An 18,350-nucleotide genomic window follows, 5' to 3' on the forward strand; every position below is an offset into this window, starting at 1 on the left:
CGACAACGCCAGGGCGGCGATACGCTCGCTGCTCAACGACTGCAAAAATCTGCGCCAGCGACGCCCTCTAAAGAACAGTGCGGCGGCAGCCTCTGTCGGGATCGGGAGCTGGATCTGTTGGGCCGTCAGCCGCCTGCGGTTTCCGGATCGACCTTTGGGAGCCGGCTGCGTGCGATGGCCGCCCCCGTCACCGCGATCGCCACTACTGCGCCGATCCAGGCGCCGTACAAGCTCTGCCCGACAATGAAGCCGGCAAGGACCGGTGTGACGATATCGGTGACGGCGACAAGCGATTGTGTTGTTCCCATGACGATGCCCTGCCGTTGCTGCGGCACGTGCACGGAAAGCGCTGCAACCAATGTCGGCCGCGCCAGTGCCACGCCGGTGCTGACGCATGCCACTGCGAAGGCAAGGGTTGGAATATTGTCGGCGAAAACTGCTGTGACGTAACCTACTGAGAGAATGGCGAAGACGAGGAGGATCAGGCTTCGTTCGGAGAAATAGCCGCTGAGCCATTTTAGGAGGAAAAGCTGGGCGAGGATGTTGATCGCGCCGTCGGCGGTGAGGATATAACCCAGCTCCTTCGGTCCGAAGGCATGCTCATTCCAGATAAAGGTGTTCCCAAGGAATACGGCGAGCTGCGAGCTGAACATTCCATATGAGAAATAGTGGCAGAGGAGAACGACGACGAGGGCGCGAATGACAGGCGAGGCGAGGAGGTTTCGAAATGAAAGCGCTTTCCGGTCGATCCTCTCTTCCTTACCATTGTCACTTGAATGGCTCTCCGGCTGTGTGGGCACGGGAGCATCCTTCAGCCAGAAACTGGTTACGACGATGCTGGTGGCCGACAGGCCCAGCGCGAACCAGATCGGTGCCGTCAGCGAAATGTCGGCAAGATATCCCGAAAGACCGGGGCCGATCATCCCGCCAAGACCGAGGGCCGCGCTCAGCATGCCGATGGCCTGACGCCGTGTGGTGGGGCCGCTATTGTCTGCGGCATAGGCAGCCGCCGCCGAGAAATTCGCTGCGGTAAGGCCGAGCAGGATCCGCGCCAGCAGCACGAAGATCACGCTGTTGGCGAGCGCCAGCAGGAAAAGGCTGACAAGCGCTCCGGCCTGGCTTGCGAGCAGGATCTTCTTGCGCCCGAAACGATCGGAAAGTTGGCCGAGCCACGGCGCGGCAACGAACTGGCTGAGCGCTTCTGTGCCGAGGACGAGCCCGAGAACGAGCGGCGACGCTCCGAGATGCCTGAGGTAGAATGGCAGGATCGGCAGGATGGCGCCGCTGCTGGCGGCATCGAGGCTGACGATGATGAAGACCGGCAGCATCAGCCGCCGGTCAAGCCGTTGCGAAGCGGCACCTGCGGCAGCGCCGGTCGAACATCCTTCCTCGTACATCATGACCGTACCGCAGCCGGACCGAGACCGACCTTGTCCAGATAAGCCTCGAGCGCCCAGGCGTCGCGGGACGAAACGATGGCGCCGACATAACCGTCCGGTCGCACAAGCACCCAGTCGCCCGAGGCCGGGGCGTAGGCGTCGCGGAAATGCCCACTTTCGTCGATGACATCGCCGCGCCGGCCGACCTTATGGATGTGCAGTCCTGGACGCGGTGGTATCGTTGCTTGCTCCACCTCATAGCCCAGTAGCGTCCAGTGCGCGCCCTTGAACAGGTCGAACAGACGCACCGGCTGGCCGGCTGCGCCCATCAGTGGCGCATCCGGGGCACGGTCGCCGGCCAGCAGGCCGCCATGCCGTTCCGGCTTTTCCAGTGCAAAGGAGGAGTCGGGATAGCCGATATCGAGTTGATGAACCTCGCGGCCGCGCCTGATATCGCCGCGCTTCAGAGCGTCGAGCAGTTTGGTCGCGAGGCCGAGCATCGCCGCAGCAATCGGACGGCGCTCTTCCTCATAGCTGTCGAGCAGCGCATCGGGGGCGCCGGTAGCGACTGCCGCCAGCTTCCATCCGAGATTATAGGCGTCCTGGACGCTGGTATTGAGACCTTGTCCGCCGGTCGGCGGATGCGTATGCGCGGCATCGCCGACCAGAAACATGCGGCCGAGCCGGTAGCGATCCGCCAGCCGGGCGTTCATGTTGAAGGCCGATGCCCAGGAAACCGAGTGGACGTGAATATCGTCGCGGCCGGTGCGCTCGCTCACCAGCGCCGTCAAGCCCGCTGCCGAGAGATCGATCTCGCCTTCGAGCGGGATCGGTCCCTGGATCTGAAACAGCTCCGTTCCCGCCAGTGGGCAAAGCGCGATCTGTCGCCGCATGTCGCCTTCGCCGAAGCGGTGCCAGGCATCGCGATCCAGTCCCGTCAGCACGACGTCGGCAACGATCGCACGCACGCCGAGCGTCTTGCCGGGAAAGCCGATATCGAGCGCGTGGCGTACGAAGCTGCGGCCGCCATCGGCGCCAACCAGCCAGCGCACGCGGATGGCTTCCTCGCCGGATTGGCTCTTGAGCCGTGCCGTCACGCCTGCCTCGTCCTGTTCGAAGCCGATGAGTTCGCATCCAAATTCTGGACGGTGCCCCAGCTCGATGAGGCGTTCCCGCATCGCGGCTTCAGTGAGGAATTGCGGTACCATCAGCGGAAGATGATAGGGCTCGGCCGGCGTCGGCTCCTCGCGCAGCACGGCGTCGGACTCGGTGAAGCTTCCGTCGTCACTATATTCCCGCTGCCGGGGATAGAAGCCGCCGAGTGCGACGATACGGTCGAGGATGCCGAGGTCCTCGAAGATCTCCTGGGTTCGTGGCTGGATGCCCTTGCCGCGCGAGCCGCGGAACGGATCGTCGAGTTTTTCGATCAGGCGAAAGGATATGCCGCGCCGCGCAAGCTCGATCGCCATCGTCAGCCCGGCTGCGCCGGCGCCCGATATCAACACGTCGACTGTAGAATGTTCTGTCATCTTCATCTCCATATGTGTATTATGCACATAATAGGAGAATCGATATGGCGTCAACAAATAATGTGCAAAATACACACATATCCGAAAAACTGCGTGAGTTGCATGGGGCTTTGATCGAGATCGTCAGCGTCATGAACCGCCCTCAGCGGGACGAGCAGATGGTCCGCGAGGCCGGGATTTCGCTCGATCGCGCGCTGTTTCCGCTGCTGGTCGCGGTGGAGCGTCTCGGGCCGATCGGGGTGGTCGAACTCGCCGACCGCGCCGGGCGCGACTACACCACCGTCAGTCGCCAGGTCGCCAAGCTCGAAAGTCTGGAACTGGTGGAGCGCCGCGGAAGCGCCGCAGATCGCCGTGTCCGCGAGGCGGTCATCAGCCCCAAAGGCAAGGCGATGACCGATCGCATCGACGCCGCCCGCGAGAAGATCGGACGCGCCATCTTCGAGAACTGGGAAGAGCATGATTTCAATGAGCTGGTGCGGCTGATGCGGAAGTTCGCCAATGATATCAGCGGCGATATTGCCGGCAGCGCGCGAGATCCGCGCGAAACCCGTGGCGAGGGCGGCTGACGGAGGAGGCAAGGTCCGACTTGCGTCGAACCCATTGCGCGAAGACGTTTGCAATGGTCTTCTGGCACCCCTTCACGTTAACGCTTTCCGGTGATTCCCGATGTTCGATATTCTGTGGCGCGGCCTGGCGATCGGCGCCGGCGCAACCATCCTCATGGATCTCTGGGCGATCGTGCTCGCCAAGGTCTTCGGCCAGCCGCCGGCCAATTGGGCGCCGGTCGGACGCTGGTTCTGGCATCTCGGCCGCGGCAAGGTCTTTCATGAGAGTATTGCTGACGCCGAACCCTATCAGCACGAACTGGCGCTCGGCTGGTTCAGCCACTACGCCGTCGGCATTCTCTACGGCTTGATCTTTGCGATCATCATGGGGCAGGGATGGTTCGCCGCGCCGACATTCCTTCCCGCCTGGATCTTCGGCATCGTCACGGTCGGGGCAGGGTGGTTCCTGCTGCAGCCTGGCCTCGGCCTCGGCTGGGCCGCTTCGAAACATCCGAAGCCGATGAAGGTCCGCTGCTTCAATCTGCTCGCGCATACGGTGTTCGCGCTGGGGCTTTATGGGACGGCGCTGATCATTCGCTGAGATTGCCAAAAATCCCTCCCCAACCCCTCCCCACAAGGGGAGGGACTAAGCTGTGGTGTCCGGCGGCTGCCAAAAGCAGAGGTCGTGTTGGCTGCTACCGTTTGACGGATTGATACGACAGAGTTTATGTAAAGCGGTGCTGCATCCTAGTCCCTCCCCCTTGTGGGGAGGGGTCTTTTGGTCCCCCGCGAACCGCCCTATCTTACCGCGCGGCCCAATTCGCTCCGCGGCGGAAGATCGTCTTCATCTCCGGCACGTCGAACTCCTTGGCCTGGTGGCCGAGCGAGGAATAGAAGACGCGGCCCTTGCCGTATTTGCGCTTCCAGACGACAGGCATGACGACGCCGTCGATCCAGTAGGCGTGCTCGCCGGTGAATTTGGTCGTCGCCAGAACCTCGTTCGAGGGGTCGACATGCATGTAATATTGCTCCGACGTATAGGGGAAATCGGCAATCCCCTCCATCAGCGGATCGTCGGGCCGGGTGATGTTGACGGTATAGTCGATGATGTTGCCGGGATGGGCGACCCACTGGCCGCCGATGATGAACTGATAGTCGACGGAGTCGCGGAAGGCATCGCCCGCGCCGCCGTGATAGCCGGCGATGCCGACACCGCTTTCGATTGCGGCGGCGAGGTTCTTGACCTCTTCCTTCTCGATCTTCGACATCGTCATTATCGGCACGACGAGGCTGAGATCATGGACGGACGGATCGGCAAGCGCCTCGGTGCCGTGTTCGAGATAGACCTTGAAGCCGTCCTCCTCGAGCATGGACTTGATGATTTCGGCGCATTCCTGCGGCTCGTGGCCGCTCCAGCCGCCCCAGACGATCAGTGCTTCACGCATAGTTATTCCTCCTGAATTTATTTCGCCAGCCGTCCGTCGACGATGGAATCGGACAAGGGGGCAGGGCGCTCCACCGCCGTTGATATCGCGACTGTCCGGCCGGTCGCCGACGCGGTGTGGAACGCTTCCATGACCTCCAGCACATGCAGTGCCAGGTCGCCGTTGGCGCGATGCGGCCGGTTGGAGCGGATCGCATGCGCCATGTCGGCGACACCGAGCGAGCGATAATTGCCGTCGGCATAGGGTGATGTGAGTGGCTGATCCTCGAATTGGCCGCCCTTCCTGAGATATTCGACAGGGCCTTCGAATTTGTTGGGATCGGGCACGATTAACGTGCCCTCGGTGCCGTAGACTTCGAGCGGCACATGTTTGTGGCCGGCGACGTCGAAGCTCATGGCGATCTGGACAACGGTGCCATTGGCGAAAGCCATCATGCCGGCGACATGGGTCGGCACATGCACGGGAATACGCTCACCGTTGCGCGGCTCGCTCGTGATCAACCGTTCGGCCCGCGGCGTCGTCGCAAAGCCGACGACTTGAGCGACCGGCCCGAGAAGATTGACGAGGTCGGTGATGTAATAGGGACCCATGTCGAGCATCGGTCCGCCGCCGACTTCATAATAGAAGGCCGGGTTCGGATGCCAGCGCTCATGGCCGGGGCACATGAAGCTCGCCGAGCCGCCGACCGGCTGGCCGATGACGCCCTGGTCGATCAGTGCGCGGGCCGTCTGATGGCCGCCGCCGAGGAAGGTATCGGGGGCAGCGCCGATGCGCAGATTGCGGGCGCGCGCCGCCTCCGCCAATTTTTTCCCTTCCGCGAAATTAATCCCGAGCGGCTTTTCCGAATAGGTGTGCTTGCCGGCTTCGAGCGCCTGCAGGGCAACAGCGACATGGGCCTTTGGGATCGTCAGGTTGACGATGATCTCGACGTCGGGGTCGGCGAACAGCTCTTCGACTGTCCTGGCGGGAACGTTGAATTCGCGCGCCTTGGCCTCTGCCAGTTCCCGGTTGAGATCGGCGACGCCGCGGATGTCGAGAATGGGAAAGGATGCCATCGCCTTGAGATAGGCGCCCGAAATATTGCCGCATCCGATGATGCCGATACCGACTCTCTCCATGAATTCCTCCATCTATATTGATTATGACGCCCGTCAGAGCGCCGGCCCGGTGGTGCTCCAGGGCGATTCGTAGAGTTCGTAGAGCGCCACCGCGGCCGCACCCTGCGCCCAGAAATCATCACTCGAATCGTCGAAGACGAGTTCGCTCACCCCCTTCAGCGAGGGCGGAATGGCGAGCGCATAGGCATCGCGCAGGCTGTTCAGAAAGGGTTCGCCGAGCGCCAGGCTGGAGCCGACCAGGATAACCCGCGGCGGCGCAAACAGCGTGACGATATTGGCAATGGTCAAGCCGACGGCTTCGCCGGCGCGGATCGCAGCGCCGATCAGCCGGTCGTCATCGGCCTTGATCAGCGCCTGGGCATGGGTCATGCCGCGGCCGAGACGGATCGCTTCGGCAAAACGGCCGTCGGCCTGCTGTTCGCCGAGGATCGCGCTCTCGCCGGCCTGGCTGAACAACCGCACCACGCCCTGCGGTCCCATGCCGAGCACGAGATCGCCGAGATTGTGGCTGAGGCCGCCGGCGCCGCGGAACAGGCTGTTGCCGTGCAGGACGCCGAGACCGAGCGTCTGTTCCAGCGAAATCAACACCATATCTTCCAGATCGCGCGCCTTTCCGAACCAGTGATGGCCGAGCGTGATGGCGTGAGCGTCGCTCTCGACGATGGTCGGCGTTGCAAGCCGCGCCGACATCTCCGCGGCGAAATCGACATTGGTGTCACGAAAAATCGGGCTGCTTCTTATGTAGCCTGTGCGGTGCTCGATGACGCCGGGGAAGCCGAGGCAAATGCTTTCGACGTCCTCCAGCGAAAGACCGGCGTCCACGACGCACCGCCGTACGCCGTCTTCGACGAGATCGGCGATGACGCCGATCGGCTGCCGGTCGATGCGGATCGGCAGGGCAAGCTTCGACAGCACGTCGCCGCGGAAATTGGTGACCACGAAAACCATTCTGTTGGCGGCGATCTTGCCGCCCACGACGCGGGCGGCATCGGGATTGAGCTCCAGCGCCACGCGCGGCCTGCCGCGCACCGCCTCATTGCGGATATCGCCTTCGTGACGCGGCAGGATCAGCCCGTCGTCGAGCAGCGAGGCGGTAATGGCGGAAACGGTGGTGGTGGAAAGCTCGGTGCGTTCGCTGATCTCGATGCGCGAGATCGGACCATGGCGCCGGATGGTATCGAGCACGTTCAAGCGATTGATCGCGCGCATCAATTCTGGATCTGCGGTCTTCATGAAAAACTAGCCGGCATCGTTCGTTGGGCGGAAGCCAATATTTTTAACGGGTTACGAAATAAATAGCAGGCAATCCCACGGGCCTGTCAAGCGCATTTGGTAAAAATAGCGGCACTTGGGTTGACATCCGGCAAAAGCTCCGGTGAATTAATCCGCATAGGGGAAAAATTGTGAGGATAGGTCCCCTGGGAGGAAAATCATGAATTTTATGCTGAAAAACGCCGCTTTCGGTGGCAGGCGGATCGTATCCATGGCAGCGGCAGCCGGCATGTTGCTGGCGGGAGCGAGTGCCGCCTCCGCGACGACGGTGGTCAAATGGCTGCATCTCGAGCTCGACCCGAAAAACGTTGCGGCCTGGGAAGACATTGTCAAGAAATACGAAGCCCAGCATCCCGACGTCGACATTCAGATGCAGTTCCTCGAAAACGAGGCCTTCAAGGCCAAGCTTCCCACTCTGCTGCAATCCGACGACGTGCCGGATTTCTTTTTCAGCTGGGGCGGCGGCGTGTTGAAGCAGCAGTCCGAGACCGGCGCGCTGCAGGATGTGACGGCAGCGCTTGATGCCGATGGCGGCAAGCTGCGCAAGGCCTATACCCCGGCCTCGGTCGACGGCCTGACCTTTGAGGGCAAGACCTGGGCTATTCCCTACAAGGTCGGTCTGGTCAGCTTTTTCTACAACAAGGCCCTGTTCGCCAAGGCGGGCGTCAAGGCTGAGGACATCAAGACCTGGACCGATTTTCTCGCAGCGGTGAAGAAGATCAAGGCGGCCGGCATCGTGCCGATTGCCGGCGGCGGCGGCGAGAAATGGCCGATCCATTTTTACTGGAGCTATCTCGTTATGCGCGAAGGCGGCCAGAAGGTCTTCGAAGCCGCCAAGAACGGCGAGGGCGAAGGTTTCCTCGATCCCGCCATTATCAAGGCCGGCGACGATCTCGCCGAACTCGGCAAGCTCGAGCCTTTCCAGCCCGGTTATCTCGGCGCCACCTGGCCGCAGACGCTTGGCGTTTTCGGTGACGGCAAGGCGGCGATGATCCTCGGTTTCGAAGCCACCGAGGCCAACCAGCGCAAGAATGCCGGCGACGGCAAGGGGCTTTCACCCGACAATATCGGCCGTTTCGTCTTCCCGACGGTCGAGGGCGGCGCCGGCAAGCCGACGGATACGCTCGGCGGCCTCAACGGCTGGGCCGTCACCAAGAAGGCCTCCAAGGAGGCGCTCGATTTCCTCGCTTTCCTGACGAATGCCGACAACGAGCGGGCGATGGCCAAGGCCGGCATGTTGCTTCCCGTTGCCGTCGGCGCCGATGACGGCGTCGTCAATCCGCTGCTGGCCGAATCGGCCAAACAGCTTGCCGGTTCGACCTGGCATCAGAACTTCTTCGACCAGGATCTCGGCGCGGCTGTCGGCCGTGTCGTCAACGACGTCTCGGTGGAAATCGTCTCCGGCCAGATGAATTCCAAGGACGGCGCCCAGATGATCCAGGACGCTTTCGAACTGGAGCAATAACCAGCGCCCATAGAACCTTCCCGGCGCTCCCGATCCAGTGGAGCGCCGGCATTGCTGCCGACGAACGAAAGCAGGATCCATGGCCAATATTTCAGTCCCCTCGATGACATCAGCCGCAAGGCCGGCACGAAGAGCCGCAAACAGCAGGAGCTCGGTCGCCCACGACCGGCTGACGGTGCTCTTGCTCTTTCTGCCGCCGGCGCTGCTGCTGTTCACGCTCTTCGTCATCATGCCGATGGGTGAGGCGGCCTGGTACAGCCTCTACAAGTGGAACGGCTACGGCACGCCGACCGAGTTCATCGCGCTGCGCAATTTCCAGGTTCTGTTCCGCAACGCGGCCTTCACCCAGGCGCTGGTCAATAATGGCCTGATCATCGTCATCTCGATCTGCATCCAGGTGCCGCTCGCCATCTGGCTTGCGACCATGCTAGCCCACCGCATTCCGGGCGTCGTCGGCTACCGGCTGATCTTCTTCCTGCCCTATGTGCTGGCCGACGTTGCCGCAGGCCTGATCTGGCGCTTCGTCTATGACGGCGATTACGGCCTGTTTGCCGCCGTTTCCAACTTCTTCGGCTTCGCCAATCCTTATGTGCTCGCCGACAAGGACGTGGCTATCTACGCCGTACTCGGCGTCATCGTCTGGAAATATTTCGGCTTTCACATGATGCTGTTCATCGCCGGCCTGCAATCGGTCGACAAGAGCGTGCTGGAGGCCGCCGAAATCGACGGCGCCACCGGCTGGCAGAAATTCCGCTATGTCACGCTGCCGCTGCTCGGCTCGACCTTACGCCTGTCGATCTTCTTTGCCGTCGTCGGCTCGCTGCAGCTCTTCGACATGATCATGCCGCTGACCGGCGGCGGCCCGTCCAACTCGACGCAGACAATGGTCACCTTTCTCTACACCTATGGCGTCATGCGCATGCAGGTGGGTCTCGGCAGCGCCGTCGGCGTGGTGCTCTTCATCATCTGCGTGACGCTCGCCTTCGGTTACAAAAGGATCTTCATGCGCCATGACTGATATGAGCTCTTCCATCCGCATGCGCGCCTCGACCCGCATCTATCTCTACGTATCGCTGACCCTGATTGCGGCGATCGTGCTGATCCCGCTGCTGACGACGGCGCTTGGCGGCTTCAAGACGCTGGGCGACCTGCGCACCAATCCCTTCGGCCTGCCGACGGAATGGCAGTGGGCGAATTATACCGACATTCTCTTCGGCGAGCGTTACTGGCTGCAGATCGGCAATTCGCTGATCATTGCAGCGCTGACCGTGCTGCTGACGCTGATCGTCTCGTCGATGGCGGCCTTCGCCTTCGCCCATGTGCGCTTCTTCGGCTCGTCCTTCCTGCTCAACTATTTCCTGCTCGGCCTGATGTTTCCGGCAGCGACCGCGATCCTGCCGCTGTTCATCCGTATCCGCGATCTCGGCCTGTTGAACACCTATTGGGGCGTAGTGCTGCCGCAGGTGGCCTTCGGCCTCGGCATGAGCATCCTGTTGTTCCGGAACTATTTCCGTAACCTTCCGGAAGAATTGTTTCAGGCGGCCTTCGTCGATGGCTGCGGCTATCTCAGGTTTTTCTGGCATATCTCGCTGCCGCTCTCCCGGCCGATCGTCGCCACCGTCAGCATCATCTCCTTCGTCGGCAGCTGGAACAGCTACATCCTGCCGCTGATCATGCTGAACTCGGAATCGAAATATCCCTGGCCGCTCGGCATCATGGTCTATCGCGGCGAATACGGCACGGAATGGCAATTGGTGCTGGCCTTCATCACGCTGACCATCCTTCCGACAATCATCGTCTTCTTCGTCGCCCAGCGGCACATCATCGCCGGCCTGACCGCCGGCGCCGTCAAGTCCTGAGCCGAACTTTTGGAGCTGCAATTATGGCATCCGTTTCACTGCACGATGTAACCAAGGCCTATGGCGCCGTCGATGTCATCCATGGCATTTCGCTTCATATCGAGGATGGCGAATTCGTCGCCCTGGTCGGCCCGTCCGGCTGCGGAAAATCGACACTGCTGCGCATGATCGCCGGCCTCGAGGAGATCACCGACGGCGAGATCGCGATCGGCGGCAATATCGTCAATGCGATGACGCCGCGCGAGCGCAACATCGCCATGGTCTTCCAGTCCTACGCGCTCTATCCGCATATGACGGTCGCTGAAAACATGGGCTTCAACCTGAAACTTGCCGGCGTTCAAAAGCCCGAGATCGAGGCCCGCGTCGGTGAGGCCGCCCGCATGCTCGATCTCGCCAAGCTGCTCGACCGCAAGCCGGCCCAGCTTTCCGGCGGCCAGCGCCAGCGCGTCGCCATGGGCCGCGCCATCGTGCGCAATCCCGCCGTCTTCCTCTTCGACGAGCCGCTTTCCAATCTCGACGCTAAGCTGCGCGTGCAGATGCGCTCGGAAATCAAGACGCTGCACCAGAAGGTGAAGACGACCTCGATCTATGTCACCCACGACCAGATCGAAGCGATGACGCTCGCCGACCGCATTGTCGTGCTCAACCAGGGCAGGGTGGAGCAAGCGGGCACGCCGCTCGAACTTTACAAGAAGCCAGCCAATCTTTTCGTCGCCGCTTTCATCGGCTCGCCGGCGATGAACATGCTCGACGGCACGGTAGAGGGTCAAAACGGCGAGCCCGCCGCCCGCCTCGAAGACGGCACGGCAATCCGTATCGCGCCCGACCGTCGGGTCAGACCCGGCCAAGCCATTACTATCGGCCTGCGCCCAGAACATCTTATTCCCGGCATAGCTGGCGGCACTCCGCTTGCCGGCCGCACCATGCTGGTGGAGCCCACGGGCGCGCAGACCCATGTGGTCTTCGATCTCGCCGGCCAGCAGGTCACGGCCATCGTCGATGGCGAATACCCCGCCCGCTACGGCGCGGTGTTCGAGGCAAGCATCGCCAGCGACCAGGTGCACGTGTTCGACCGCGGCAGCGGGGTGGCGCTGTAGGCGCGGTTCTCATTCAGCCCAACAACGACCGGACCGCTGGGTAAGCGCAGTCACCAAGACCTGATGATTGGCGCTAACTCCTCTTTCGTCATGCTCGGGCTTGTCCCGAGCATCTGCCACGGGTCGATGCACAGCAGATCCTCGGCACAAGGCCGAGGATGACGTTAAGTGAGGATCGAGGTCTCTCAACAAATTGAGCCGCAGGAAAAGTCTGCGGCGGCAGTGCCACCGCCGTTCCCGGTCACGGCTATTATTCCGCGGCAATCCGTGAGACGCCGTTGGCCTGAACGATCTTCTCGAGAAGCGCGAGCTCTTCCTGCGTGAGATCCGTCAAGGGCGGCCGCACCGGACCGGGGTTCTGGCCGAGCACGCGCAGCCCGGCCTTGATGATCGAGACGGCATAGCCCTTCTTGCGATTGCGCAGTGCGACGAAGGGGAAGAAGAAGCCCTTCAGGATCTGGTCGACGGTTGCCTGGTCGCCGGTGCGGAGCGCCCCGTAAAAACGCTGGGCGAGGGCGGGAACGAAGTTGAAGACGGCGGAGGAATAGGTGGTCACGCCGGCGGCGAAATAGGCTTGCGCATAGACCTCATGGGTCGGCATGCCGCCGACATAGACGAGACGGTCGCCGAGCCGCGTGGTGATCTCGATGACCTTGTCGACATCGCCGACGCCGTCCTTGAAGCCGATCAGGTTCGGGCATTCCTCCGCAAGCCGCGCGATGCTGTCGGCCGTCAGGATGGCGTTGTCGCGGTTATAGACGATGACGCCGACGCCGACCGATTGGCAGACCGCCTTGACATGGGCGATCAGGCCGGCCTGCTCGGCAAACATCAGATAGGGCGGCAGAAGCAGCAGCCCGTCCGCGCCGGCCTTTTCGGCCGCCTGTGCGATCTCGATGGCAAGCGACGTGCCGTAGCCGGTTCCCGAAATGATCGGCGTATTGCCGGCAGAGGCCTTGGCGGCTTTGACGACCTGCGGGATCTCGCTCGGGTTGAGGGAGAAGAATTCACCGGTGCCGCCGGCGGCAAAGAGAGCGGCGGCGTCGTAACCGGCAAGCCACTCGACATGGCGGCGGTACTTCGCCTCGTCGAATTTAAGCTGATCGTCGAAATGCGTGACCGGAAACGAGAGCAGACCACTGCCGACGGCCTTCTTCAATTCAATCGGGTTCATCATCAAGTCCTATTCCTTACGTGTTGAAAATCGGCCGTGTCAGGCGCTTTCGAGCGTCTGCAGAAGTGCTGCGATATAGCCGTAGCAGAAGGCGAAGGCCGTGGCGGAAGGGTCCTTCCCGCTGACGGTCGGCACATGATCGGGCATCAGCATATATTTGAAGCCGACTTCCTTGTAGATCCTGGCCGAACGGGCCATGTCCATGTCGCCCTCGTCGGGGAAGGTTTCCATGAAGGAAAGCTTGCCGCCGCGAATGTTGCGGAAGTGAACGTTGAAGATCTTGTTGCGCTGGCCGAACCAGCGGATGATGTCGTCGATTTCCTCGCCGGGATTTTCGAGCATCTCGCCGACCGAGCCCTGGCAGAAATTGAGGCCGTGATAGGGGTTTTCGCGCATCAGCACGAACTTCTTCAAGCCCTCGACCGTGCCGAGCACGCGCGTGACGCCGCGATAGCCCGGCGGCGTATAGGGATCGTGCGGATGGCAGGCGAGCCGGACGCGGTTGCTTTCGGCGACGGGAACGACGCGCTCCAGGAAATAGTCGATCCGCTCCCAGTTTTCGTCCTCGGACAAAACGCCGGCAAGGCCGGGTGCTGCATGCTGGTCCGTCTTGTCCCAGCGGAAGCTGGCGTTCAGCGAGCCACCGCGTCCCGGCTCGTCTGGCGTGCGCGGGATGCCGATCAGGTTGAGATTATATTTGACCGCGGGAATGCCGGCAGCCGCGACATCCTCGATCATCTTGCAGACAGCGTCGATCTGTCGGTCGCGCTCGGGGCCGGCAAGCAGAATGTCGGGATAGGATGCCTTCTCGATCGGCTGCGAGGGCAGGGGCAGCTGGATCATGTCGAGGATCAGGCCGAAGCTTTCGACCTTGTCGCGATGGCGCTCGATATCGGCAAGCGTCCAACTGCTCGGCTTTCCCGGAGGGTCCGCACTGATATGCTTGACGCCCAATTGCGCAAAGATCCGATAATCGTCATCGTCGCGCGCTGCCACCTGTGTTCCCAGATACATCAGAGACCCTCTCAAATTCAGTGATGTCGTATGACATAATATGAATTTTTGAGAGAGTCGAGCCTTATTGCTGCTCGGCGAGCATGCGATAGCGGCGTTGGCTCGCCATCATGTGTGCGCGCATCGCCTGGCGGGCGCGCTCCGGATCCTGGTCGGCGATGGCCGACAGGATTTCGACATGTTCGGCATAAACCTTCTGGAGGTAATCGCGGTCATTGGCTTCGGGGAGTGTCGGAAACTGGCCGCGGGGGATGGCGCGCGGGCCGAAATGGCGCAGAACGTCGACGTAGAATCGGTTGTTCGTGGCGGCGGCGATCGCCATGTGGAAGGCGTAATCGGCCTCCACCGTCTGCTGTCCTGTCTCGATGAGCTGCGCCATTCTGCGGTTGGCTTCGCGAATCGCGGCCTCCTGCTCGGCCGTGCGGCGATAGGCTGCAATGGCTGCGGCCTCACCCTCGGCCGCCATGCGGAACTCCAGCAATTCCAGGGTTTCCGGAATGCTTTTGATTTCCACTGGGGTCAAGGACAGTGCCGAGTGCGACTTGGGATCGGCGACAAAAACGCCTTTGCCCTGGATCGGCTTGACGAAGCCTGCCGCCCTGAGATCGGCAATGGCCTCGCGCACCACGGTGCGGCTGACGCCGAATGTCGATTCGAGTTGCGGCTCGGTCGGCAGCTGGTCGCCGACGCGCAGTTTTCCCGTTTCGATTTGCGCCCGCAGCTGATCGATGACCTGCTGCGCCAGTCTTTGCCGGCCCCGGCTGAATGTCGTCATTTTCCGTTCCCCAATCCGCTTCCATCAAGTCGCCCGCTCGGGTCTTGCAAATCGTATCGGACTTGGATAAATCATAATACGACATACGGACGACATAATATGTCTCTTAATAGTAGTCCAGGGAGGAGCTACAATGAAGCATTTTTCTAAAGGCTTGTTCGTCGGCGCCGTCATCGGCGCTCTGACGATCGCTGCACCGCAGTTGCAGGCGGCCACGCCGAAAGACCAGTTGGTGATCGGCACATCGCTGGCCCAGGTCCTGTCGCTCGATCCGCATCAGGCCACCGAAGGCAAGGCCGTCGAGATCATGTCGAACCTTTACGACCGGCTGGTCAACAGCACGGCTGACGGGAAGATCGTGCCGCAGCTGGCCGAAAGCTGGAAGGTTGACGACAAGGGCATCACCTTCACGCTGCGCCAGGCTAATTTCGCCTCCGGCAACCCTGTGACATCGAAGGACGTCGTCTACTCTCTGGGACGGCTGCTGAAGCTCGACCAGGCTGCCGCCGCCAACCTCAAGCGCATCGGCTACGACAAGGACAATGTGGACAAGCTCGTCACGGCAGTCGACGACAAAACCGTACGCATCGATTTTTCCGGCCAGGTGACGGCCGAGATGCTGCTCTACCGGCTCGCGGCATCGACCACCAGCGTCGTCGACAGTGTCGAGGTGCAGAAGCATGTCACCGACAACGACTGGGGAAATGCCTGGATGCGCACCCATTCGGCCGGCTCAGGTCCATTCACCCTCAATCGCTGGTCTCCGAACGAACTGGTGATTCTCGATGCCAATAAGGATTATGTGGCCGGCGCTCCTAAGATGAAGCGGGTCATCGTCCGCCACGTTCCGGAAAGCCAGGTCGAGCGGCTGATGCTCGAACGCGGCGATATCGACATCGCCAGTGCGCTGACCGCAGCCGATCTCGCGACATTTAAGGACAAGCAGGGCTTCACCATCCAGCGCATTCCCACAGGCGGCTTCTACGTTCTGTCGATGAATGCCGGCAACCAGTACCTCTCCAACCCGAAGGTTCGCGAGGCCATTGCCTATGGCATCGACTACAAGGGCATCGAGAAGACGATCATGGGGCCGTACGGGCGGGCGAGAAACGTTCCCGTTCCGGAGAATTTCGAATATGCCGTCCCGAACCCCGATTGGCATCTCGACGTCGAAAAGTCCAAGCAGCTGTTGAGCGAGGCAGGGTTCAAGGATGGTTTTACGCTGTCGCTGAAGACGATCGCGCAAACGCCGCGTATCGACCTTGCCACGGCCATCCAGGCATCGCTCGCCCAGGTCGGCATCAAGATCGACATCCAGCAGGGCAACGGCTCGGAAATCATTGCGGCCCATCGCGCCCGGGATTTCGATCTGCTGATCCCGCAGACCAGCGCTTACATGCCGAACGTGCTCGGCTCGATGGAGCAGTTCTCGTCCAATCCGGACAATTCGAAGGAAGCCAACAATGCCGGCAACTTCGTCTGGCGCTCGGCCTGGGATATCCCCGAACTGACGGCCCTGACGGCGAAGGCATCGATGGAGCCTGACCCGAAGAAGCGCGGCGAGCTCTACGTCGAGATGCAGAAGATGTTCGTGGAACAGAAGCCGGCAGTGCTTCCGATGTTCGAGCGTTTCGAGCCGATCGTCCTGTCGAGCAAGGTTGAGGGATATGTCGGGCATCCGACCCAGCTGACTCGTCTCGAGAACGTCACGAAGTCTGAAACCCAGTAATACTCCCGAGGCAGCCGATCATGAAGGAACTCTCTGTAGCCGAATTTGGCCGACGCCTGGCGCATTTGCTGGTCAGCCTGTTCATTCTCTTATGTGTGACCTTCGTGATCGGCCGCGTCCTGCCCACGGATCCCGTCGGCGCGATCGTCGGCGAACTCGCCGATCCCGCCGCCTATGCGGCGATGCGGACGCGCCTGGGGCTCGACCTGCCGATCTATCAGCAGTTCTTCCTCTATCTGAACGGGCTCGCCCATGGTGATTTCGGCACGGCTGTGCTCACCGGCAACCCCGTCTCTTCGGACCTCGCGCAGGCCTTTCCCGCGACATTCGAACTTGCGACGCTGGCGGTGATCATTTCGACCTTCGTCGGTGTGCCGCTCGGCCTGGTCGCGGCGCTGTTTCGCGACAGCGTGATAGACAAGATCGCCCGGGTTGTCGCCTTGGTTGGCCATTCGATACCGGTCTTCTGGTTCGGCATCGTCGGACTCGTCATCTTTTATGCCGGGCTCAACTGGGTCGGCGGACCGGGCAGGGTCGATGTCTTCTATGAAGGCCTCGTCACCCCCCAGACAGGGCTGTTGCTGATCGACAGCCTGCTGCAGGGCGAAACCGAGATCTTCTGGAATGCGCTCGGCCACATCATCCTGCCGGCCATCATCCTCGCTTACGCCGCGATGGCCTATATCACCCGCATGACCCGCAGCTTCACGTTGGAGCAGCTGAGCCAGGACTATGTCATTGCCGCCCGCGCCAAGGGCGTCAGCCCGACCGGAACGATTTTGCGCCATGTCCTGCCCAATATCGCGGTGCAGTTGATCACCATCCTTGCCATTTCCTATGGCGGGCTGCTCGAAGGCGCCGTCGTCACCGAGATCGTCTTCTCCTGGCCGGGTATCGGCCAGTATATGACCAATGCCCTGATGATCGGCGATATGAACGCCATCGTCGCAGCCACCATCATCGTGGGATTCATCTTCATGTTCCTAAACTTCCTGGCCGACGTCGCCTATGCCGTGCTCGATCCGCGCATGAGGGAGGCGGCCCGATGAGCGATGCCGTTCACACTGAGATCACGATCCGTCCTCCAAGCGTGCCGAGCCGCGTTGCAGCCTCGTTTGCGCGCGCCGGCCGGAAACTGGCCGATGAGCCGCTCGGCCTTGCGGGCTTCGTCGTCCTCGGCATCCTCTGCGTGGTCGCGATCTTCGCGCCGCTTCTGGCGCCATACGATCCGACCATTCAGGCGCTTGGCGACGCTCTACAGCCTCCGAGCCTTGCGCATCTGGCCGGCACCGATGAATTCGGCCGCGATATTTTGAGCCGTCTGATCTTCGGGACGCGCATCACCATCCAGACCGTGCTCTCAGTCTCCCTAATCGTCGGGCCGATCGGATTGCTGATCGGCGTCGTCGCCGGTTTCTTCGGCGGCAATACCGATGCCTTTTTGATGCGTGCCACCGATATCGTTCTTTCCTTTCCCTCGCTGATCCTGGCGCTCGCTTTTGCCGCCGCCCTCGGCGCAGGCTTGGGCACGGCGATCATCGCCATCTCGCTCACCGCATGGCCGCCGATCGCAAGGCTTGCCCGGGCAGAGGCGCTCGTCGTGAGAAACGCGGATTATGTGGTCGCCGCCCGCCTTTACGGCGCGTCACCGCTGCGCATCCTGCTTCTCTATATCGCGCCCATGTGCATCCCGTCGGTCATCGTTCGCCTGACACTCAACATGGCGGGCATCATCCTGACGGCAGCCTCGCTCGGCTTCCTTGGCCTCGGCGCCCAGCCGCCCGCGCCGGAATGGGGTGCGATGATTTCGAACGGCCGCAAGTTCATGCTCGACTACTGGTGGGTCGCCGTCATGCCGGGTATCGCCATCCTGTTGACGAGCCTTGCCTTCAACATCGCCGGAGATGCTCTGCGCGACATTCTGGATCCCCGTCATGCAAGGTCGTGAA

General features: G+C 61.7%; 17 protein-coding genes. 9 read left to right on the plus strand and 8 right to left on the minus strand.

Going from position 1 to position 18,350, the window contains the following annotated elements; genetic code table 11:
* Window positions 1–125 precede the first annotated feature (125 nt).
* Window positions 126–1,400, minus strand: coding sequence for an MFS transporter (locus tag ATY77_RS25550; protein WP_245314396.1), 1,275 nt, complete (start codon window positions 1,398–1,400; stop codon window positions 126–128).
* Window positions 1,397–2,908: an FAD-dependent oxidoreductase gene (locus tag ATY77_RS25555; RefSeq protein ID WP_088689368.1), complete on the minus strand. Its 1,512-nt coding sequence runs from the start codon at window positions 2,906–2,908 to the stop codon at window positions 1,397–1,399. Before ATY77_RS25555 ends, ATY77_RS25550 begins: the two co-directional genes overlap by 4 nt.
* Before the next feature lie 44 nt (window positions 2,909–2,952).
* Here ATY77_RS25555 and ATY77_RS25560 point away from each other — a divergent pair, with 44 nt between their 5' ends.
* The gene (locus ATY77_RS25560; protein WP_088689369.1) at window positions 2,953–3,474 is read left to right on the plus strand and encodes a MarR family winged helix-turn-helix transcriptional regulator; all 522 of its coding nucleotides are present in this window, start codon (window positions 2,953–2,955) and stop codon (window positions 3,472–3,474) included.
* A 100-nt stretch (window positions 3,475–3,574) separates the two neighbouring features.
* Window positions 3,575–4,054, plus strand: a complete 480-nt coding sequence (locus ATY77_RS25565) for a DUF2938 domain-containing protein (RefSeq protein ID WP_088689370.1) — start codon at window positions 3,575–3,577, stop codon at window positions 4,052–4,054.
* A gap of 202 nt (window positions 4,055–4,256) precedes the next feature.
* Here ATY77_RS25565 and ATY77_RS25570 read toward each other — a convergent pair whose 3' ends face one another.
* Genes ATY77_RS25570 through ATY77_RS25580 form a run of 3 tightly spaced genes read right to left on the minus strand, consistent with a single transcriptional unit; the run spans window position 4,257 to window position 7,249 of the window.
* On the minus strand, window positions 4,257–4,898 hold the full coding sequence (locus ATY77_RS25570; RefSeq protein ID WP_088689371.1) for a ThuA domain-containing protein: 642 nt from the start codon (window positions 4,896–4,898) through the stop codon (window positions 4,257–4,259).
* A gap of 17 nt (window positions 4,899–4,915) precedes the next feature.
* A complete protein-coding gene (locus ATY77_RS25575) occupies window positions 4,916–6,016 on the minus strand; it encodes a Gfo/Idh/MocA family oxidoreductase (RefSeq protein ID WP_088689372.1) in 1,101 nt (366 codons plus the stop codon).
* A 33-nt stretch (window positions 6,017–6,049) separates the two neighbouring features.
* Entirely contained in the window at window positions 6,050–7,249 is a 1,200-nt protein-coding gene (locus ATY77_RS25580) for an ROK family transcriptional regulator (RefSeq protein WP_088674080.1), read from the minus strand.
* 199 nt (window positions 7,250–7,448) lie between these two features.
* Between ATY77_RS25580 and ATY77_RS25585 the strand changes: the two genes are divergently transcribed.
* From ATY77_RS25585 to ugpC, 4 genes are all read left to right on the plus strand, one after another.
* Window positions 7,449–8,753 (plus strand): extracellular solute-binding protein, encoded by a 1,305-nt coding sequence (locus ATY77_RS25585; protein ID WP_088689373.1) that lies wholly within the window; start codon window positions 7,449–7,451, stop codon window positions 8,751–8,753.
* A 79-nt stretch (window positions 8,754–8,832) separates the two neighbouring features.
* The gene (locus tag ATY77_RS25590) at window positions 8,833–9,771 is read left to right on the plus strand and encodes a sugar ABC transporter permease (RefSeq protein WP_088689374.1); all 939 of its coding nucleotides are present in this window, start codon (window positions 8,833–8,835) and stop codon (window positions 9,769–9,771) included.
* On the plus strand, window positions 9,764–10,612 hold the full coding sequence (locus ATY77_RS25595) for a carbohydrate ABC transporter permease (RefSeq protein WP_037138761.1): 849 nt from the start codon (window positions 9,764–9,766) through the stop codon (window positions 10,610–10,612). Before ATY77_RS25590 ends, ATY77_RS25595 begins: the two co-directional genes overlap by 8 nt.
* Before the next feature lie 23 nt (window positions 10,613–10,635).
* Window positions 10,636–11,709 carry a sn-glycerol-3-phosphate ABC transporter ATP-binding protein UgpC gene (ugpC, locus tag ATY77_RS25600; RefSeq protein ID WP_088689375.1) on the plus strand — a complete coding sequence of 358 codons (1,074 nt, stop codon included), beginning with the start codon at window positions 10,636–10,638 and terminating at the stop codon, window positions 11,707–11,709.
* 250 nt (window positions 11,710–11,959) lie between these two features.
* On the opposite strand, the gene kdgD is transcribed toward ugpC, so the two are convergent.
* The 3 genes from kdgD to ATY77_RS25615 all read right to left on the minus strand — a co-directional run bounded on the left by kdgD (window position 11,960) and on the right by ATY77_RS25615 (window position 14,672).
* Window positions 11,960–12,886, minus strand: a complete 927-nt coding sequence (gene kdgD / locus ATY77_RS25605) for a 5-dehydro-4-deoxyglucarate dehydratase (protein ID WP_088689376.1) — start codon at window positions 12,884–12,886, stop codon at window positions 11,960–11,962.
* A gap of 36 nt (window positions 12,887–12,922) precedes the next feature.
* Window positions 12,923–13,897, minus strand: coding sequence for a mannonate dehydratase (locus ATY77_RS25610; RefSeq protein ID WP_088689377.1), 975 nt, complete (start codon window positions 13,895–13,897; stop codon window positions 12,923–12,925).
* A 64-nt stretch (window positions 13,898–13,961) separates the two neighbouring features.
* Window positions 13,962–14,672: a FadR/GntR family transcriptional regulator gene (locus ATY77_RS25615; RefSeq protein WP_088689378.1), complete on the minus strand. Its 711-nt coding sequence runs from the start codon at window positions 14,670–14,672 to the stop codon at window positions 13,962–13,964.
* Between the two features lie 133 nt (window positions 14,673–14,805).
* On the opposite strand from ATY77_RS25615, the gene ATY77_RS25620 reads away from it, so the two are divergent.
* The 3 genes from ATY77_RS25620 to ATY77_RS25630 are packed head-to-tail and all read left to right on the plus strand — an operon-like array spanning window position 14,806 to window position 18,349.
* Window positions 14,806–16,401, plus strand: a complete 1,596-nt coding sequence (locus tag ATY77_RS25620; RefSeq protein ID WP_088674072.1) for an ABC transporter substrate-binding protein — start codon at window positions 14,806–14,808, stop codon at window positions 16,399–16,401.
* A gap of 20 nt (window positions 16,402–16,421) precedes the next feature.
* Window positions 16,422–17,450, plus strand: coding sequence for an ABC transporter permease (locus tag ATY77_RS25625; protein ID WP_064825239.1), 1,029 nt, complete (start codon window positions 16,422–16,424; stop codon window positions 17,448–17,450).
* The gene (locus tag ATY77_RS25630) at window positions 17,447–18,349 is read left to right on the plus strand and encodes an ABC transporter permease (RefSeq protein WP_088689379.1); all 903 of its coding nucleotides are present in this window, start codon (window positions 17,447–17,449) and stop codon (window positions 18,347–18,349) included. The genes ATY77_RS25625 and ATY77_RS25630 overlap by 4 nt, the downstream gene beginning before the upstream one ends.
* Window position 18,350 lies beyond the last annotated feature (1 nt).

This window comes from Rhizobium sp. R634 (genome assembly GCF_002211305.1).
Taxonomy (GTDB): Bacteria; Pseudomonadota; Alphaproteobacteria; order Rhizobiales; family Rhizobiaceae; genus Rhizobium.

Excerpts from the sequence above, each read along its gene's own strand:
- ATY77_RS25550 (WP_245314396.1), bottom strand. The coding sequence starts at position 1,400 with ATGATGTACGAGGAAGGATGTTCGACCGGCGCTGCCGCAGGTGCCGCT.
- ATY77_RS25555 (WP_088689368.1), bottom strand. The coding sequence starts at position 2,908 with ATGACAGAACATTCTACAGTCGACGTGTTGATATCGGGCGCCGGCGCA.
- ATY77_RS25560 (WP_088689369.1), top strand. The coding sequence starts at position 2,953 with ATGGCGTCAACAAATAATGTGCAAAATACACACATATCCGAAAAACTG.
- ATY77_RS25565 (WP_088689370.1), top strand. The coding sequence starts at position 3,575 with ATGTTCGATATTCTGTGGCGCGGCCTGGCGATCGGCGCCGGCGCAACC.
- ATY77_RS25570 (WP_088689371.1), bottom strand. The coding sequence starts at position 4,898 with ATGCGTGAAGCACTGATCGTCTGGGGCGGCTGGAGCGGCCACGAGCCG.
- ATY77_RS25575 (WP_088689372.1), bottom strand. The coding sequence starts at position 6,016 with ATGGAGAGAGTCGGTATCGGCATCATCGGATGCGGCAATATTTCGGGC.
- ATY77_RS25580 (WP_088674080.1), bottom strand. The coding sequence starts at position 7,249 with ATGAAGACCGCAGATCCAGAATTGATGCGCGCGATCAATCGCTTGAAC.
- ATY77_RS25585 (WP_088689373.1), top strand. The coding sequence starts at position 7,449 with ATGAATTTTATGCTGAAAAACGCCGCTTTCGGTGGCAGGCGGATCGTA.
- ATY77_RS25590 (WP_088689374.1), top strand. The coding sequence starts at position 8,833 with ATGGCCAATATTTCAGTCCCCTCGATGACATCAGCCGCAAGGCCGGCA.
- ATY77_RS25595 (WP_037138761.1), top strand. The coding sequence starts at position 9,764 with ATGACTGATATGAGCTCTTCCATCCGCATGCGCGCCTCGACCCGCATC.
- ugpC (WP_088689375.1), top strand. The coding sequence starts at position 10,636 with ATGGCATCCGTTTCACTGCACGATGTAACCAAGGCCTATGGCGCCGTC.
- kdgD (WP_088689376.1), bottom strand. The coding sequence starts at position 12,886 with ATGATGAACCCGATTGAATTGAAGAAGGCCGTCGGCAGTGGTCTGCTC.
- ATY77_RS25610 (WP_088689377.1), bottom strand. The coding sequence starts at position 13,897 with ATGTATCTGGGAACACAGGTGGCAGCGCGCGACGATGACGATTATCGG.
- ATY77_RS25615 (WP_088689378.1), bottom strand. The coding sequence starts at position 14,672 with ATGACGACATTCAGCCGGGGCCGGCAAAGACTGGCGCAGCAGGTCATC.
- ATY77_RS25620 (WP_088674072.1), top strand. The coding sequence starts at position 14,806 with ATGAAGCATTTTTCTAAAGGCTTGTTCGTCGGCGCCGTCATCGGCGCT.
- ATY77_RS25625 (WP_064825239.1), top strand. The coding sequence starts at position 16,422 with ATGAAGGAACTCTCTGTAGCCGAATTTGGCCGACGCCTGGCGCATTTG.
- ATY77_RS25630 (WP_088689379.1), top strand. The coding sequence starts at position 17,447 with ATGAGCGATGCCGTTCACACTGAGATCACGATCCGTCCTCCAAGCGTG.